The following is a 16,387-nucleotide window of genomic DNA, read 5'->3' on the forward strand; positions in this document are numbered from 1 at the left end:
AACAGTGCAGAGGCTGGTTTTTGTTGATGCTGGTGGCTCAATTCATCAGCTTCCGAGATAACCTGATTATTGGCAACCAGCTCTTTTATGGCGGATCCATTGGGACCCAGTGACGGCGGTCCCGGCGAGTCCGACGATCGGATAATCCAGACGGACCTGCGCATTGAAATGTCGCGCTCCTATCTGGAGTACGCGATGAGTGTGATCGTTGGGCGTGCGTTGCCCGACGCTCGCGATGGTCTCAAGCCTGTGCATAGGCGCATCCTTTATGCGATGTATGAGTTGGGCCTGACCAGCGATCGGCCTTATCGAAAGTGTGCCCGAGTTGTTGGTGAGGTTCTGGGTAAATACCATCCCCATGGGGATACAGCCGTCTACGACGCGCTGGTTCGCATGGCTCAGGATTTTTCCATGCAAATGCCGTTGATTGATGGTCACGGCAATTTTGGTTCGGTCGATAACGATCCACCTGCGGCCATGCGATACACCGAATCGCGTCTTCAGTCGCTTACGACAGACAGTCTGCTTGAAGATATCGAAGCAGAGACAGTTGACTACGCGGACAACTTTGATGGCTCCCAACAGGAGCCAATGGTATTGCCAGCACGTATTCCTCAGTTGCTGCTGAATGGTTCCTCAGGGATCGCCGTTGGCATGGCTACCAATATTCCACCGCACAATCTCAGTGAATTAATCGATGGTCTGCAGGCTCTGATCAGTAATCCCGAGCTAAGTGATTCTGAGTTGATGACGCTTATCCCTGGGCCGGACTTTCCAACTGGTGGTCAGATTCTTGGTCGTAGTGGTATTCGTGAAACCTATCTCACCGGTCGTGGTTCGGTAACGATGCGCGGTGTGGCAAATATTGAGACGATTGAACATCCCGGTCGAGCAGACCGGGATGCAGTGATCATTACTGAATTGCCCTATCAGACCAATAAAGCAGCGCTTATTGAGCGGATTGCAGAGATGGTTAATGATAAGAAGCTAGAGGGTATTTCTGATATTCGCGACGAAAGCGATCGCGATGGCATGCGTATTGTCGTGGAGCTGCGACGTGATGCCTACCCTCAGGTAGTGCTTAATAATCTTTTCAAGCTCACTCCTCTTCAGAGCAACTTTAGTGCCCATATGTTGGCGCTAGTCAATGGAGAGCCGGTGCTGCTCACCCTGCGCAAGATGCTGCAGGTATTCCTCGATTTTCGCGTTGATACTGTTGAACGTCGGACCCGCTATTTCCTTCGTAAAGCTGAGGAACGCGACCACATCTTGTTGGGTCTTCTGCTTGCTCTCGATCAGCTTGATCCAATCATCGCGTTGATTCGTGCTGCCTCTGATACGGCTACAGCTCGTCAACAGTTGCAGGAGCATCATGGTCTCACGGAGATTCAGGCGGATGCCATCCTGCAGATGCAGTTGCGGCGTCTGACCGCTTTAGAGGCTGACAAGATTCGTTTGGAACACGAGGATCTTGTCACCAAGATCGCCAATTACAAGGACATCCTTGGCCGACGTGAGCGTGTTTTCGGTCTAATTGAGGACGAATTGACCAAGCTGCGCGAGAAGCATTGCTTGCCTCGGCGCACCGAGATCCTCGATTTAGGAGGGGGGCTCGAAGACATCGACTTGATTGCCAATGAGCGATCTGTGGTGTTGCTCACTGAGACCGGTTATCTCAAGCGCATGCCGGTAAGCGAGTTTGAGGCCACTAGTCGTGGGACACGAGGCAAGGCAGGCACTCGCAGTCAAGGTGAGGAGGCGGTGAAGCTGTTTATCAGCTGCAATGACCATGACACGTTGCTGTTGTTCAGTGACCGCGGTGTCTCCTATGCCCTTCCTGCTTATCGTGTTCCTCAGTGCAGCCGCACAGCGAAGGGAACACCTGTCGTACAGCTCTTGCCCATTCCCCGTGAAGAGGCAATTACCTCCCTTCTGTCAGTTATATCCTTCGATGACGACACCCACTTGTTGATGTTGACGAAGGGTGGCTTTATCAAGCGCACCTCTCTATCAGCTTTCAGCAAGATTCGTTCCAATGGTTTGATTGCCATTGGTCTGGAGGAGGGTGATGCTCTTACTTGGGTGAGGTTGGCAGTTCCTGGTGACAGTGTTTTGATTGCTTCTAGGGCTGGAATGACCATTCATTTCCGACTCTGTGATGAGGAGTTACGACCCTTAGGACGAACTGCTCGTGGCGTGCGTGCCATGAATTTACGAGGCGGCGATTCCTTGGTGAGCATGGATGTATTGCCTGTCGAGCTTGCCGATCAGGTCGCCAAGAGTCTTGAGGATGATCAGGATGAAAGCGGCGAGACCGTTGTCGTTAGTGATGGACCATGGGTGCTTGTTGCTTCCGCTAGTGGACTGGGTAAGCGGGTACCGGTCAATCAGTTCCGTTTGCAGAAACGTGCAGGCATGGGTCTGCGTGCCATCAAGTTCAGGCGCGAAGGAGACGAGTTGGTGGGTTTAAGGGTGCTTGGCTATGGAGAAGAGCTTTTGTTGGTAAGCGAGCGTGGAGTGATTGTGCGTACCAGTGCCGATAAAATTCCTCAGCAGTCAAGGGCTGCTACTGGTGTTCGGCTTCAGCGCTTGGATGCAGGTGATCGCCTCTCTGAGGTGGTGCTTGTGCCACCTGATTCTGAGGATCAGGACCAGTCAGATGATCGATCTGATCCCAGTGAAGTGGCTGGGGTTGACGACGCTCCTTCCAGCTGACATTGACCAGTCGTACGGATGTTTTAGTGATGGGAGCTGGTCCGGCGGCTCTCTGTATCGTTGCTGAGTTAGTCGAGCAAGGCTTGGCAGTGACTGCCCTCGCCTCGCATACACCTGAGCAGCCATGGCCCAATACTTATGGAATCTGGGCTGAGGAGCTTGAGTCTCTTGGGATGGCTTCTTTACTGGGCCAGCGTTGGACCAACACAGTTAGCTATTTCGGTGATGGTGATAACGAGGAGGGTCTTGCTCCCATTCAACATCATTTCGACTACGGCCTTTTCGATCCAGCCGCATTACAAGATTCATTGCTGAGTCGTTGTGGTGAATTGAGTTGGAATGTTGAAACCGCTGTGAGCATTAAGGTGTTGGGGAGAGATACGGAAGTTCTCTGTCACTCTGGCAACGCTTATCGAGCACGGGTTGTCATTGATGCCAGTGGTCATCGCAGTCGATTTATCCGTCGCCCTGATCATGGGCCCGTAGCGGAGCAGGCGGCCTATGGCGTCGTGGGACGCTTCAGTTCATCACCAGTGGAGTCTGGTCAGTTCGTATTAATGGATTTTCGTCCCGACCATCTCAGTGATGAACAACGAGAGAAACCCCCCAGCTTTCTCTATGCCATGGATTTTGGTGAGGGAATCTTTTTTGTTGAGGAGACTTCGCTTGCCTGCGCGCCTCCATTGTCATGGAGTGAATTAAGGGAAAGGCTGCATGCACGCTTGTCTCACCGCGGGGTGGAGATTAAAGAAGTGATCCATGAGGAATATTGCCTGTTCCCGATGAACTTGCCTTTGCCTGATCGTCGTCAACCTTTGCTCGCGTTTGGTGGTGCAGCAAGCATGGTCCATCCTGCTTCGGGCTACATGGTTGGAGCTCTTTTACGTCGAGCTCCGGCATTGGCAAAGCATTTGGCAATGGCTATGGCTGTGGAGCCTCCTCTGGATTCTTCCGCTCTTGCTCGGGAAGGCTGGCAGGTGCTTTGGTCGCCGGAGCTTGTGCAGCGTCATCGCCTTTATCAGTTTGGTTTGCGGCGACTGATGAGCTTTGACGAAGCTCGCTTGCGCAGCTTCTTTGCCACTTTCTTTCGGTTGCCACGTGAGGATTGGGCAGGTTTTCTGGCCAACACGCTGCCACTACCTCGTCTTCTGATGGTGATGCTGCGGTTGTTCTTGCTTTCCTCCTGGGAGATTCGGTTAGGGATGCTTTTTGGGGCCTCTTTGACCTAGTCACGAATGCGAGCCCAGTCCGTCGCTTGAATGAATGGGAAGAGGCCATCTTCCGATTCGAGTGTGATCAGCCAGTCTTCGGGCAGATGTTGCTTGTCATTGATGGCCTGTATTAATTGCCAGAAACGGTTGAGGTGGCGATGGATACGTTCCTTCGCAAGCTCCGTGGTTGTGCCTGCTCGCAGAATGAAACTCCAGTCGGAGGACTGGGCCAGGAGAAGTTCTCGAGCAGCCTGTTGCAGCAGCCGTAGGTCCGATTCTCGAGCCACTCCTAGGCTGCATCTCTCCACCATTGCTTTTCCGGCTCGGCTCCACTCAGGAACCACCCATGCATTGCTGTCATTGAGCCAATAGTCGTGGTAGCCACCTTGCCCCCAGCTTGAGGGACATGGTTCACAAAGTTGGAGTTGGGGGTTTGATGTGAGCACGTCTCGAAGCCTGGTGAAATACATCTGCTCCTTGCTGGCCTGGCGGAAGATTTCGGCAAGGAAAGTTGGCCCCTCAAACCACCAGTGGCCAAAGAGCTCTGCGTCGAAGGGAGCCACTAACAATGGCTCGATGGCCATGGTGTTAGCTAATTGATCGAGTTGGATACGGCGACCCTTTAGGTAGAGCTGAGCGTGTTCTTTGGTAAGTGCGGAAGCTATGGCGGGCTCATAAACTGCTTTGGCATCTAGGGGTGACGTTTGGTCTGTCACTCGATGCAGTTTCAGCCCTAAGGGTCTGGGTTCCTTTAGCCCGATCCCATGGAGTTGTTCGATTGGTAGGTCCCAACCAAGATCCCTATGAAATTCACGGTAAAAAGGGTCGCCTGGATACCCTTGCTCTGCTGACCAGACAGGAAGCGTGGCATCACTGTCTCTGCCGAAGAAGGCCACGCCATTTCGGCTGCAGATTGGGGCATATACGCCATAACGCGGACGAGGAGTGGCATGCAGGAGGCCATGCCCGTCGAGCACGGTGTAGCGCAGTCCAGCATCGAGTATCCAACGGTCCAGCCCTTCGTAGTAGGCACATTCCGGCAGCCAGATTCCCAGGGGCTGCTCTCCTAGTAGGCGGTGGTGCTCGCGTACGGCAGTGCGCAACTGACCACGCACTGCTTCAGGGTGTTCCCTCAGTAATGGCATGTAGCCATGGGTGGCTCCGCAGGTGAGCAGGTCGACAACCTTTGACCTTTGAAGTTGGGCAAAGCGACCAATGAGATCGCCTTCGCATGCCAACCACTGATGCAGATGTCGTTGGATGATCTCAGCGAGGTGGTCCGCTGCAGGTTGTAGGTCTGAGGAGGTTTGGGCTAGGAGGTCCAGACGAACAGCGAGCCAGGCGGGGAATCGGTGTTTTAGATCGTCGTCACTGAGTAGGGAAAGCAGGGTCGGAGAAAGGCTGATCGTGAGCCTGGGGTGTTGGTTGGGTGCTGCGGCAGCTTCTTCCAGAACCTGGAGAAGAGGTAAATAGCACTCAATCAGGGCTTGAAAAAACCAGTCTTCTTCCAATGAACCGGGCTCTGCCGATCGCACATATGGGAGATGGGCATGGAGAACCAGGGCCAGAGCACCTTTGCCCACGTTCTGATTTCAGTGGAGTTGAATGTAGAACGACTTTGTTGATAAAGCCGACATTGGTTTGCTGAGTTGTCGCTTCGCAGTAGGCAGTCCCCCCTTAGACTCGTTTAACTCATAGTCATTTCGACTAACTCCCTGAAGGGTGCTGTCATGGCCAAGGATCCAGGCCGCGTTTTGATTTTTGACACCACCCTCAGGGATGGAGAGCAGTCCCCTGGGGCAAGTCTCAATCTTGAGGAAAAGCTGGCTATTGCCCAGCAACTCGCTCGTTTGGGTGTGGATGTGATTGAAGCTGGCTTTCCTTTTGCCAGCCAGGGCGATTTTGCTGCCGTGCAACGTATTGCCCAGCAGGTTGGTGGGGATGAAGGGCCAATCATTTGTGGCTTGGCTAGGGCTTCGCGTGCTGATATCAAGGCTTGTGCTGATGCCGTTGCCCCAGCACCTCGACGACGAATTCACACATTCATTGCCACGAGTGATATTCACTTGGAGCACAAGCTGCGTAAATCTCGGGCGGAGGTTCTGGCGATTGTTCCAGAGATGGTTGCCTACGCCCGCTCACTTGTTGATGATGTTGAGTTCTCTTGTGAGGACGCCGCTCGAAGCGATCCTGAGTTTCTTTATGAGGTGATCGAGGCTGCGATTGCTGCGGGGGCGGGCACCATCAATATCCCCGACACAGTTGGTTTTACAACTCCCTCGGAGTTCGGGGCGTTGATTGCTGGTATCGATTGCCATGTTCCAAACATTAATGAGGCGGTTATTTCTGTTCATGGTCACAACGACCTCGGACTGGCTGTAGCCAATTTTTTAGAAGCTGTGAAGAGTGGAGCCCGGCAGTTTGAATGCACAATCAACGGCATTGGAGAGCGGGCAGGGAATGCTGCGCTTGAGGAGTTGGTGATGGCTTTGTATGTGAGGCGGCGTTATTTCAATCCCTTCTTTGGGCGTGAACCTGATAGCCCTACTCCTCTAACAGCCGTTCGCACGGAGGAAATCACCAAGACCTCTCGATTGGTCTCAAATCTCACCGGCATGGTGGTGCAGCCCAATAAGGCGATTGTAGGCAGCAATGCTTTCGCCCATGAGTCAGGTATTCATCAAGATGGTGTGCTTAAAAATCGTCTGACTTATGAAATTGTTGATGCCCGTACGGTTGGGCTGAGCGACAATCGGATCTCGCTTGGCAAGCTAAGTGGCCGCAGTGCCGTCCGAGCTCGCCTTGAGGAGCTCGGTTACGACTTGACTCGGGAGGATCTTGACGAGGCCTTTGCACGATTTAAGGATCTGGCCGATCGCAAGCGCGATATAACCGATCGAGATCTTGAGGCCATTGTCAGCGAACAGGTTCAGCAGTCAGAAGCTCGTTTTCAGTTACGACTGGTGCAAGTCAGTTGCGGTAGCAGTCTTAGGCCTACGGCTACTGTCATTCTTGCGCAAGAGGATGGACAGGAGCAGACTGCCGCTGCAGTGGGCACAGGTCCAGTAGATGCTGTCTGCCGTGCATTGAATGCTCTAGCTGGCGAACCTAATGAGCTGATCGAGTTCTCGGTGAAGTCGGTAACGGAAGGGATTGATGCGATGGGTGAAGTCACGATTCGGCTACGTCGGGATGGGCAGCTTTTCTCAGGTCATTCCGCTGACACTGATGTGGTTGTTGCTGCAGCTCAAGCATTTGTGAATGCGCTTAATCGGCTGGTGGAAGGTTGCGGTCGCCAGTCTCTTCATCCTCAACATGATTCTGTGCTAGCTGATCTACTGCCAGGCATCTGAATAATGGGGCGTTTTCCCTATGTGGAGATGAGGCGTAAGAGCTTGGCTTCGCCACTGCTGAAAGGTCTTCAGTTAGGGGTCCTTATCGTGTTGGCGCTTGTCATTCTCCTTCCATTGCTTTGGCTGGTAAGCACGTCCTTGAAAGGGCCCGCTGAAGAGATTTTTACTAGTCCTCCAGCCTTACTACCTGCCGAACCGAGCCTGATGGCGTATTGGCGACTATTCGCCGACAATCCGCTAGGGATTTATTTACTCAACAGCACAGTAGTGAGCTGTTTGGCGGTGGTAGCCAATCTGCTTTTCTGCTCCCTGGCGGCCTATCCACTCGCTCGGATGCGCTTTGCCGGAAGAGGTCTGGTCTTGGCCCTTGTGGTGGCAACCATCCTCATTCCTTTTCAGGTGGTGATGATCCCTTTGTATCTTTTGATGGTGCAGTTGGGATTGCGTAACTCTCTGATGGCCTTGGTGATTCCACAGGCCGCAACAGCCTTTGGGCTCTATCTCCTGCGACAGAGTTTTTTGACGGTGCCCGTGGAACTTGAAGAGGCTGCGCGAATCGATGGTTGTAGTCGATTGGGTGAATGGTGGAACGTGATGATTCCGGCTGCTCGTGCTGATCTAATCACCCTGGCCATGTTTGTGTTTATCGGCACTTGGAGCGATTTCCTCTGGCCTTTGGTGATCTTGGATGACCCCAGCCTTTACACCCTTCCACTCGGCCTACAGCAGCTCGCCAGCAGCTTCTCTCTTGACTGGAGAATTGTGGCGGCTGGGTCGGTGGTGTCGATTTTGCCGGTGCTGGCACTCTTCATTCTTTTGCAGCGTTTTATTCTCCCTAGTGCAAGTGGGGATGCGGTGAAGGGATAGGTTTTTGATCGCCAAGAATCAATCCCAGGCTCTTGTCAAGACTTTCAGGGTTCTATGCAGCTCAAGGTTGTGGTGACAGCCATGGAGCTGATGGTGTGGCTGGAGGTTCAGGTTGCATTCTCCATGGGTCAGATTGACTATGGATGTACTCTTGTTGCGGCTTGTTGATCTGTCGTTGTTGTTCGATGAGTGCGTTAAGCCTTTCCCCTTGATTATTGAGTCGGATCTGAAGGCTGTGTAGTTGCTCGCCCAGCAAACGGCTGCTGCTTGTTTGTGGTTTTTGTTCAAGCTCACTCAGCCGTTCCATAACCTGGTTAAGAGTGTTGGTCTGCTTGGCAACCGCTTGCCAAATCACGATAAAAAGCACTGTCAGCATGCTCATCCCTCCGGCACCAATCAGCCGCCAGCCTTTCCAGTTCTTCATGCCGTCGTTAAGGAGACTTTATGGGTGTAGCGGTTCTGTGTTGACTTTGCATCTATGCAGCTACAAATTCAGGAATGCTTGAACGCATCATCTGCCAATTTGCGGCTGGCTGATGTAGACCGATCACTCTCGCATTGGGGTCGTGTCGATTAAGGACCTAGACCGTCTGTTGGCTTTAAGGAAGGAGGATCCATTGCTCGATAAGCAACTTGAGGACGCTATCGAGGTTGAGCAGTTCCTGGAGTTAGCGCAGGACCGTGGGCTTGATGTGACGGAAGCTGATCTTTTTGCTGCTCAACAACGCGATGAGGGTTCTCTTTCTGCTGAGGAATTGCAACGCCGCATGGCTGAAGAGTCTCGTCGTTTGCGTCACTTCATCCAAGGCTGACAAGATTGATGAGGAGGGCGTCTAAACAAGACGACTCCATAGGAGTTTGTGTGCTGGCTGCCTAAAGTGAATGTGGCGCCATAAATTCGACTTTGGACTTTTCGATTGACTGGCTATTAATTCAGTATGACTTTGAATCATTGATGATTGCATACATGCTTTTAGTGATAAATACAGTAGTTATGTTATGGAAATAACAGGATTTACCCCGTAAATTTCTCGTGGTAAATCCTAAAACCCGACCTGCGATTGTTGCTGTAAGAAACAATCGCTCAAAGGCTGGAGGTTAAAATATGAACAGCTTGTAGTTGCTTGATCTTCACTGGCCTTCTGGATGTATAGAAGTGTATTTTTCATTGAAAAAGAGTTTGTGCGGCAGTCTTGTTGATCAAGTTATGGCAGGCTCAGTAGAGAGATGGGTTTTTGGCAGGGAAGAACACTGCTAGAGAGTTCGTTTTCTGGTTTTGCAAGTTTTTCCACAATCGTGAGATTATGGGTGTGTTGAGCAAAGGAAGAAATATGGCGCCCCAACGATGCTTTACAGGTTGGTTGCTCTTGATGGAACTCCCCTCCCTGTGCTGGATTCTCAATATGACTCAGATGAAGCAGCTCTTGCCGCTGCAAAGAATTGGCGTGATGGACAGGGGCTTAACTGCTCAATCAGTTAAAGGGCTATTGGTGTTGAAGTGATGACGCGTAGTGGGTCTTGCCGAACTGTGGGCTATCCGAGAAATTGAGGCTGACCCATTGTGCCAACTTGATACTCGAGTGGCTAAATATACAGTTAGGGCCTTGGCGATGATGTACAAACACACGTTCAAATACAAGAGGCGTTACTTCTATTGCTGCTAAGGATGTCGTGGACCTGGTTAATTGTTGATTGCCTGATCTTGAGTCCGGTTGTCAGTCCATCTGCTATTCATTGGCTGGGTTGACTAGACGCTATTTGATGAGCCAGCTTTACAACATTTGGATGAGTGAAATGCTCCTCCTTAAGGGATTAGAGGTGTAGAGGCGTCACGACGCCTGATCCCAGATTCCTCCCTGAGAGCTTGGCGGCGTTGTGCGAAAGGAAGGTCGTCAAACATTGCCGAATCGAAGGTTTCCTCTGGCATGTTGGTGTTGCTAAGGATGTCATCCTGCTTGGCATAGTCCAAGGCAGCCCAGCTTGGTTGCATGGGTAGCAGAATCAAAAGAGCTCCTGTGAGTGCGGTGAAAGCCCTAATAATCAGGCTGAGCTGATTGCGCAGCTGCGAGTGATGGCTTTGTGGTTGGTTCTTTTGTGCCACCTTGGCGACCGTGCTGAAATGTCTTTTTAACAAATGGCCAGCCTTTCTGGTTGGAAAACTATAGGGGCTATTGGGCGCTCGGGTTGGCAGTGCATTGACTTGTAAAAGTGTAGGGAGTGCTAAGAGGCCGTATTTTAATTTTAATAGATTTTCTATCTTAGGCAAGAAGAATGCATGAAAAGCTTGGCAATGGTCCAGTGGTAAAATTTTCTGCACTGATGCTTTTGAAAGCAGGGTTTGAAGTCTGATTCGAGCATAAGTTGGCTTTATTTTTAAATAGTCAAGAATACTTGCCTTGGTCTTTTGGTGATTCTTTGTAGCTTTTTCTCAAGGGGGCTTGTCGACATGTACTGCAAGGATAGGATGAAAAGAAGGGTTTAAATTGGTGACGGGCTCTTTTGGCTTCAAGATTTAGTCTGCGGAGATTTGAATCTCATCTGACTTGTATCGGCAAAGCTTTTTTCTTTGATTCCCGCAGAAGTTTTAGGCGGATCGTATTTAGGGATTTGCAGGGTTTTTCTTGAAGAGACTCCTGTAGGGATCGGCCTAAGAAATGATTTAATCGTTGGGATTCTTGTGAGCCTGATTGGCAAGGATTTCCGATCAGGCCTTGAACGACTAACTCGTGACTCGTCTTGGTTGAATGTGTGGACCCTCCCGCCCCTTCCTCTGGCTGATGAGGGCCCTGCTCAACGGATTTGGTCAACCTCATGCTGAATCGCTCATTGCGTTGAGGATCTCTGGGGTGCTTTTGCTCTGAGGAGCTTGAATGAAAACCGGAGAAGTTCGGTGCATTGAAGCAACCAACGCGGCCGATTTGTATCCAATAAGAACAGAGGATTGCCCGATTGGCTGTGGTGTTATTGCGATGGTTGGGATGTTTGCTGGTTTCCGTGTCTGGTTTGGCTTGACTTGATGTTTGCAATGCCAGTAGTTGGGAGCAGATTGGTCGTTATCAAAACCTTTTGCAGCAGGCTGGTACGAATACTTTGGTAGCGGGTGACTGTTCATCAGGATTGATGGGTGCTTTTCATGTTGGCAGGAATGCAGTGCTGCTTTGTGCCAACAACCTTGAGGATGATCCGACAGAGGTATGGACAGTGCTTGCCCATGAGTCGGCCCATGTGATGCAAGCTTGCCAAGACGGTCCCTTGTTGGCAGATCATCAGCTAGGCAAAGCACTTTTAACTGTGCAACTGAGCTCTCCGGAGGTGGTGAGGGAGCTTCGCCTCTATCACCAGAGTCAACAACGTGAGGAGGTTGAGGCACGCCTTGTGCAGGTCCTTCCTTTTGAGGAAGTGAAAAGTCTTTTTTTGCAGTACTGTGCCGATCGCTTAGAGCCTTAGCTCATTGAGAGTGGTCCACTGCGCTTTAGATGGTCATGCAGATGATTTGACCACGTCTATAACAGGGCCAACGATTGATATCGAAAGTCTGCTCACGTACCTGGGCGAAGATTGGCGCCATTATGTGGGGTTGGAGTTTGATGGCGATGATCTTGGCCTGCAACGTTCTGCCCAAGTAACGAAAGCTCTTCGCTAACTAAGCCCGCTGATTCAGGAGATTGAAAGCCTTTGCTTGGGCTCGATTTAGTGGGTCATGGCCTCTCCTCTAGGCTGTAAAGAAGCAATAGCTCGGCTGTTTTCCACTCTTGAGACTGAGCTTGAGAGTGCAGGAGAAGTCTCTAGCGATGAGGCCGCAAACAATGGCGCCGCCGCCGAAAAGTCTTCTCAAGGTGGCGTTCTTGTCGATCCGCGAGCTCAGTCCAATTCCTGAATCAACCTGATTTCTTTTAGAAGCGTCTAGTAGGCCTGCTTACGTTGGCACTAGTCAGGGTATTTGTGATGAGTGCTGTGGTTCGTGGTTATTGGTTGATGGCCTGGATCGGCTTGCTAGCCAACGTGGCGGCCCTCCCCATTATTGGAGTGGTTGCATTTACTAATCAGGCTCTGCAAACAACCAATATCAGCCTCGCCTTTAGCCTCGCCTGGCCGGCTGCCATCGTTGGCATCGTGGCATCTGCCGGCCTTTTGGCTGAGCGGCGATGGGGTGTCATCGTTGCCATTGTTGCTTTATCGATGGCCTTAGCAGGGTCGTTGCCTTACGGAATTGTCCGCCTGGTTTTGGATAAGGCATTGATGGTGCCTGACTCTCAGGCTCTTGGTGGCTTGTCTCTACTGATGTTCGTTTTGAATCTGCTGGCGCTGCTTTATTGGTGTCGTCCGATTCATCGTCAAGGAGGTCGACTTTGATCTCAGTCGTTGATGATTTTCTGATCAGTTTTCATTGCCTGTTCATTGAGCTCGCGTGGGTTTAATGAATGAGGATTTTATTTCAGGATTCCTGGCTAATAGCTGTGGAGAAGCCACCAGGCTTATTGAGTCAGCCTGGTCTTGGTGTTGATCAGCAGGATTCTCTGATTGGTCGCATGCAGTTTATTGACCCTGAGCTGCGATTGGTGCATCGCCTTGATCGAGACACCTCAGGGTTGTTGTTGTTGGCGCGAGGGGCGGAGAGCTTGCGGCGTTGCAGCATGCTTTTTTCAGCGCGTCGAGTGCGCAAGCTTTATTTGGCAGTGGTGGTTGGCCGGATGAATCGCAATGCTGGAACGATCAGCTTCCCGATAGCTCGGCTACAGAAGAATCCGCCTCTATATGGCAAGAACCCGCAAGGGAAAGAAAGCCGATCCCAATGGAGGGTTAGAAGCTGCCACGCAAACGGCTCAACGTTATGGCTTTGGCCCTTGACAGGTCGATCCCATCAATTGCGCGCACACTTAGCAAGCGTTGGACATCCGATTTTGGGTGATCCGATTTATGGCAAAGACGTTTCCTTTGAAAGGATGTATCTACATGCGACAGCCTTGAGCTTTCGACATCCTTTTACAGGTCTGAGGCTTCGCCTACGAAGTAGGGCTCCATTCCTTCCTGCTCAGGAAAATTAAGTAAGAGAAAAGTACAGCTTCAAAAATGTAGATAGGTCTTTCTTGGTTGTTGCTGAAATAGATGAATGTCCAGCAAGTTAGACAGTGCCTTTAATCGGGGAAAGCCTTTTGCGCAGGTATCGGGTAAGGGATACGGCGATGGCGCATGCGTCGCCAGACGCGTACGAAAGCTCGTACAACGAGTTCTACTTCGGCTCGGCTGAGGCTGCTTTTATTCAGTTGGCCATCCCGTTGCCGCTCCTCAATAATCCTCTTCACTGTGGAGTGTGCCTCGCGATCAGAGGTGTTCGGTGGTAGGGATCGAAGGCATGCTTCACAGCCGTCGGCCAGCATTAAGATTCCGGTTTCGCGGGAACGAGGTATCGGTCCGCGGTAGCGGAAGGTTTTTTCGGCAACGGAGGGGTCCAGTTCTCTTGCACGATGAAGGAAATACCCCATCTTCAAGGTGCCTTGATGCTCAGGGATGAAGTCCGCTACTCGGCGCGGTAGGCGGTAGCGACGGGCAAGTTTTAATCCCTCATCCACATGGGCTTGAAGGACCTCTGCGCTGGCGAAGGGATTGTTCAGTTGATCGTGAGGGTTTTTTTCTCCTTCGACCTGATTCTCGATAAACCACTGAGGAGCGTGGAGCTTGCCAACATCGTGGTACAAGGCACCGGTTCGGATCAGGTCTACATCGGCACCGATTGCTCTGGCCCCTTCCTCTGCAAGTCCGCAGATCATTAATGTGTGTTCGAAAGTTCCTGGAGCTTCTGAGGAGAGGCGGCGCAGAAGGGGACGCTCTTGATCGGCTAGTTCCATCAAGCGGGCTCTGGTGAGCAGGCCAAAAGAGGTCTCCAAAATTGGGATCAGTAGGATCGCTAGCATCAGCAAGATCCCCATTAGCAGTGCTTCTGAGAGAAGTTCGTTGCCATTGGGTGCAAATTGACCCAAGGCCCCGCTGCCGCCGGCACTCAGGAGCAGCCACTCAGCCAGAAGGGCTCCTAAGGGCAACAAAAATGCCATTTGCAGCAGCTGTGCTCTGCTCCGTAGGCGGCGGCTATATATAGCTGCCACTGCAGCGATTGCACAGGCAATGATCATTCGGCCTTCGCCAAGGCCGTTGACTGGCATAGGCCACAGCAGGCTCTCTACCGCCATCCAAGCCAAGCCACAGGTTGTGCCAAGACCTTGGGCGAGCAGGAGTGTCGGCGGAACGATTACGGCTAGGGGGCTCACAGTAGGAACGAACCAGAGCTTGCTGGCCTGAGTGACCAATAGCAATCCCACTGCCAGTAGGCCATGACGTGCTTCTAGGCAGGGACGTTCCCGTCGCATGATCAGCAGCATCACGCCACAGCCGGCAAGGGCTGTACTGAATCGGCTGAGCAAAGGACCCCATTCTGGGCCTCGACTGACAAGACCGAAGTGATTTAAAACGGCATAGGCCCTTGGGCTGATGGGTTCTCCTTTGCTCGTGATCAGATCGCCGCGGCGGACTTCAATTATTGGAATGTCTTGTTTGGTGATCAGCTCTTCAATGAGGCGTTGGCTGAGGGCTGGATCTGTGCGCAGATTGCTACTGCCTTGATAGGTGCTGGCGAGCAGCTTGCTGCTAAGGCTTCTCGCAGGACCGTTCCGCTCCCCTAGGTCGGCTAATTGAATTGCGGCCGCCTCTTGTAGCTGCTCAAGGGCGAGATTGTTCAGTCCTTGACTGAGCATGCGTTCTGAGGCACGGCGGATGGCCATATCCCAGCGTTTTCGTTCTTGTTGGGAGCGCGCTTGGAGCCAGATTTGTTCTTCGACGTTGAGATTGACAGGCCCTATTCGTCCTGCATCAATGTTGCGTGCAACACGTTCCAGCTCAGCGAGATTGCGCTCTAGCCGTTTTTTGAGTCGGGTTGTTTCTTGTTGATCGATCACTTGCACAAAGGTGTTCTGTACGAGCTGAGATCGCCTTTGTTCGTGAGCTTCACTGTCAACGACGCGAGCATCCCTGGGAGCTCGCGCCTCAAATGGAGCTGGAAGTCCTGGGCTCAAATTCGGTTGAAAGAACCAGGGCCAGCTAGAGATGATTGCTACAGCAAAGCAACTCATCAGGAGAGCAGCCTTGTGGGGCATCGACCAGCGGAGCAACGGACGCCGCGGCGACTCGCTGCGTAACCAGCTCTGCCAGAGCCTGTTTAAGGTTGGAAGACGGACCACAGAAGCTGGCACTTGTCCTAAACGCTAGCTCTCTTCTGCGTGCATGCTTGGGGAAGCATCGGATCGGTGAATGGCCCTTAGGCTTGATGGCAAACAACTGGCCGCAGAATTGGAGCAGCGTCTCCAAGCTGAAATTGCGGCTGGCTTGGTGCAAGCCGGAAGGCCGCCAGGGTTAGCTGTGTTGCGTATCGGGGACGACCCCGCCAGTGGGGTGTATGTGGCCAACAAGCAGAAAGCTTGTGGGCGTATTGGCGTGGCCAGCCATCTAACCCATTTGCCGGAAACGGTTTCAGCTGCAAAGGTTTTGGCCACGATCCAGGCCTTAAACATCGATGAGCGAGTGGACGGAATTCTTTTGCAATTGCCTTTGCCAAAGGGCCTTGATGAAGGGCCTTTGCTTGCTGCGATTGATCCCGAGAAGGATGCCGATGGTCTGCATACCCTCAACCTTGGCCGATTGTTGAAAGGTGAACCTGGGCCGCGCAGTTGTACCCCTGCCGGTGTGATGGCCTTGTTGGCACGCCATCAGATTTCTTTGGAGCGGAAAAGGGCTGTTGTGATTGGGCGCAGCATCCTGGTAGGCCAACCAATGGCATTGATGCTTCAGGCTGCAAATGCCACCGTGAGCGTGGCTCATTCTCATACCGGTGATCTGGCCTCGTTAACTCAGCAGGCCGATGTGTTGGTGGTAGCGGCCGGGCGGCCACAAATGATTGGCTCAGAGCATGTCAAGCCAGGAGCAGTGGTTGTAGATGTTGGCATTCATCGCCTTCCCGTAGATCCTGAACTAGGGACGCAAGCCAAGGCCAGGTTGTGTGGAGATGTACGAACGGAAGAAGTTGAACCTTTAGCAAGTGCATTGACCCCTGTCCCTGGTGGTGTAGGTCCGATGACCGTGACCATGCTCTTGGTGAATACCGTGGCTAGATGGCAGCAGCATTGCGGTTTGCCCTTCGGCCTGAGAGATTTGCTGGTTTGAGACTGGTTGGCCTGAGAGAATCTCATGAACGAG

16 protein-coding genes are annotated in these 16,387 nt (G+C 52.1%); 12 read left to right on the forward strand and 4 right to left on the reverse strand.

Features of this window, described 5'->3' with window-relative positions; all coding sequences use genetic code 11:
• Positions 1–87: 87 nt before the first annotated feature.
• Together gyrA and crtL are read left to right on the forward strand one after the other, a co-directional pair.
• Complete coding sequence (gene gyrA, locus SIB66_RS07750) at positions 88–2,715, forward strand: DNA gyrase subunit A (RefSeq protein WP_063406599.1); 2,628 nt, start codon at positions 88–90, stop codon at positions 2,713–2,715.
• A 2-nt stretch (positions 2,716–2,717) separates the two neighbouring features.
• On the forward strand, positions 2,718–3,944 hold the full coding sequence (gene crtL, locus SIB66_RS07755) for a lycopene beta cyclase (RefSeq protein ID WP_413410293.1): 1,227 nt from the start codon (positions 2,718–2,720) through the stop codon (positions 3,942–3,944).
• Here the strand turns inward: crtL and SIB66_RS07760 are convergent.
• Complete coding sequence (locus SIB66_RS07760; protein ID WP_063421359.1) at positions 3,941–5,509, reverse strand: glycoside hydrolase family 57 protein; 1,569 nt, start codon at positions 5,507–5,509, stop codon at positions 3,941–3,943. The two genes, crtL and SIB66_RS07760, sit on opposite strands and share 4 nt — an antisense overlap.
• Before the next feature lie 147 nt (positions 5,510–5,656).
• Here SIB66_RS07760 and SIB66_RS07765 point away from each other — a divergent pair, with 147 nt between their 5' ends.
• Both SIB66_RS07765 and SIB66_RS07770 read left to right on the forward strand, forming a co-directional pair.
• On the forward strand, positions 5,657–7,279 hold the full coding sequence (locus tag SIB66_RS07765; protein WP_063406529.1) for a 2-isopropylmalate synthase: 1,623 nt from the start codon (positions 5,657–5,659) through the stop codon (positions 7,277–7,279).
• Positions 7,280–7,306: 27 nt separating this feature from the next.
• Positions 7,307–8,146 carry a carbohydrate ABC transporter permease gene (locus SIB66_RS07770; RefSeq protein WP_196757490.1) on the forward strand — a complete coding sequence of 280 codons (840 nt, stop codon included), beginning with the start codon at positions 7,307–7,309 and terminating at the stop codon, positions 8,144–8,146.
• A gap of 61 nt (positions 8,147–8,207) precedes the next feature.
• Here SIB66_RS07770 and SIB66_RS07775 read toward each other — a convergent pair whose 3' ends face one another.
• Positions 8,208–8,570, reverse strand: a complete 363-nt coding sequence (locus SIB66_RS07775; protein WP_063406531.1) for a hypothetical protein — start codon at positions 8,568–8,570, stop codon at positions 8,208–8,210.
• A gap of 142 nt (positions 8,571–8,712) precedes the next feature.
• Here SIB66_RS07775 and SIB66_RS07780 point away from each other — a divergent pair, with 142 nt between their 5' ends.
• Positions 8,713–8,958: a Nif11-like leader peptide family natural product precursor gene (locus tag SIB66_RS07780; protein ID WP_063406532.1), complete on the forward strand. Its 246-nt coding sequence runs from the start codon at positions 8,713–8,715 to the stop codon at positions 8,956–8,958.
• A 533-nt stretch (positions 8,959–9,491) separates the two neighbouring features.
• Positions 9,492–9,626 carry a hypothetical protein gene (locus SIB66_RS07785; RefSeq protein ID WP_328585311.1) on the forward strand — a complete coding sequence of 45 codons (135 nt, stop codon included), beginning with the start codon at positions 9,492–9,494 and terminating at the stop codon, positions 9,624–9,626.
• A gap of 324 nt (positions 9,627–9,950) precedes the next feature.
• On the opposite strand, the gene SIB66_RS07790 is transcribed toward SIB66_RS07785, so the two are convergent.
• Positions 9,951–10,247 carry a hypothetical protein gene (locus SIB66_RS07790; protein WP_236070273.1) on the reverse strand — a complete coding sequence of 99 codons (297 nt, stop codon included), beginning with the start codon at positions 10,245–10,247 and terminating at the stop codon, positions 9,951–9,953.
• A gap of 965 nt (positions 10,248–11,212) precedes the next feature.
• On the opposite strand from SIB66_RS07790, the gene SIB66_RS07795 reads away from it, so the two are divergent.
• From SIB66_RS07795 to SIB66_RS07815, 5 genes are all read left to right on the forward strand, one after another.
• Positions 11,213–11,593 (forward strand): hypothetical protein, encoded by a 381-nt coding sequence (locus tag SIB66_RS07795; RefSeq protein WP_236070274.1) that lies wholly within the window; start codon positions 11,213–11,215, stop codon positions 11,591–11,593.
• A 46-nt stretch (positions 11,594–11,639) separates the two neighbouring features.
• Positions 11,640–11,789 (forward strand): hypothetical protein, encoded by a 150-nt coding sequence (locus SIB66_RS07800; RefSeq protein ID WP_236073606.1) that lies wholly within the window; start codon positions 11,640–11,642, stop codon positions 11,787–11,789.
• Between the two features lie 57 nt (positions 11,790–11,846).
• Complete coding sequence (locus SIB66_RS07805) at positions 11,847–12,023, forward strand: hypothetical protein (RefSeq protein WP_236070276.1); 177 nt, start codon at positions 11,847–11,849, stop codon at positions 12,021–12,023.
• 68 nt (positions 12,024–12,091) lie between these two features.
• Entirely contained in the window at positions 12,092–12,499 is a 408-nt protein-coding gene (locus tag SIB66_RS07810; protein ID WP_063406534.1) for a hypothetical protein, read from the forward strand.
• 68 nt (positions 12,500–12,567) lie between these two features.
• Positions 12,568–13,191 carry an RluA family pseudouridine synthase gene (locus SIB66_RS07815; RefSeq protein ID WP_063406535.1) on the forward strand — a complete coding sequence of 208 codons (624 nt, stop codon included), beginning with the start codon at positions 12,568–12,570 and terminating at the stop codon, positions 13,189–13,191.
• Between the two features lie 90 nt (positions 13,192–13,281).
• Here SIB66_RS07815 and SIB66_RS07820 read toward each other — a convergent pair whose 3' ends face one another.
• Positions 13,282–15,375 (reverse strand): HDIG domain-containing metalloprotein, encoded by a 2,094-nt coding sequence (locus tag SIB66_RS07820; RefSeq protein WP_063406602.1) that lies wholly within the window; start codon positions 15,373–15,375, stop codon positions 13,282–13,284.
• Between the two features lie 70 nt (positions 15,376–15,445).
• On the opposite strand from SIB66_RS07820, the gene folD reads away from it, so the two are divergent.
• Complete coding sequence (folD, locus tag SIB66_RS07825; RefSeq protein ID WP_063406536.1) at positions 15,446–16,354, forward strand: bifunctional methylenetetrahydrofolate dehydrogenase/methenyltetrahydrofolate cyclohydrolase FolD; 909 nt, start codon at positions 15,446–15,448, stop codon at positions 16,352–16,354.
• The last annotated feature ends 33 nt before the right edge of the window (positions 16,355–16,387 follow it).

This window comes from Prochlorococcus sp. MIT 1318 (genome assembly GCF_047304505.1).
GTDB lineage: Bacteria > Cyanobacteriota > Cyanobacteriia > PCC-6307 > Cyanobiaceae > Prochlorococcus > Prochlorococcus marinus_D.

Excerpts from the sequence above, each read along its gene's own strand:
- SIB66_RS07775 (WP_063406531.1), bottom strand. The coding sequence starts at position 8,570 with ATGAAGAACTGGAAAGGCTGGCGGCTGATTGGTGCCGGAGGGATGAGC.
- SIB66_RS07815 (WP_063406535.1), top strand. The coding sequence starts at position 12,568 with ATGAGGATTTTATTTCAGGATTCCTGGCTAATAGCTGTGGAGAAGCCA.
- folD (WP_063406536.1), top strand. The coding sequence starts at position 15,446 with ATGGCCCTTAGGCTTGATGGCAAACAACTGGCCGCAGAATTGGAGCAG.
- SIB66_RS07765 (WP_063406529.1), top strand. The coding sequence starts at position 5,657 with ATGGCCAAGGATCCAGGCCGCGTTTTGATTTTTGACACCACCCTCAGG.
- SIB66_RS07810 (WP_063406534.1), top strand. The coding sequence starts at position 12,092 with ATGAGTGCTGTGGTTCGTGGTTATTGGTTGATGGCCTGGATCGGCTTG.
- SIB66_RS07805 (WP_236070276.1), top strand. The coding sequence starts at position 11,847 with ATGGCCTCTCCTCTAGGCTGTAAAGAAGCAATAGCTCGGCTGTTTTCC.
- SIB66_RS07770 (WP_196757490.1), top strand. The coding sequence starts at position 7,307 with ATGAGGCGTAAGAGCTTGGCTTCGCCACTGCTGAAAGGTCTTCAGTTA.
- gyrA (WP_063406599.1), top strand. The coding sequence starts at position 88 with ATGGCGGATCCATTGGGACCCAGTGACGGCGGTCCCGGCGAGTCCGAC.
- SIB66_RS07785 (WP_328585311.1), top strand. The coding sequence starts at position 9,492 with ATGCTTTACAGGTTGGTTGCTCTTGATGGAACTCCCCTCCCTGTGCTG.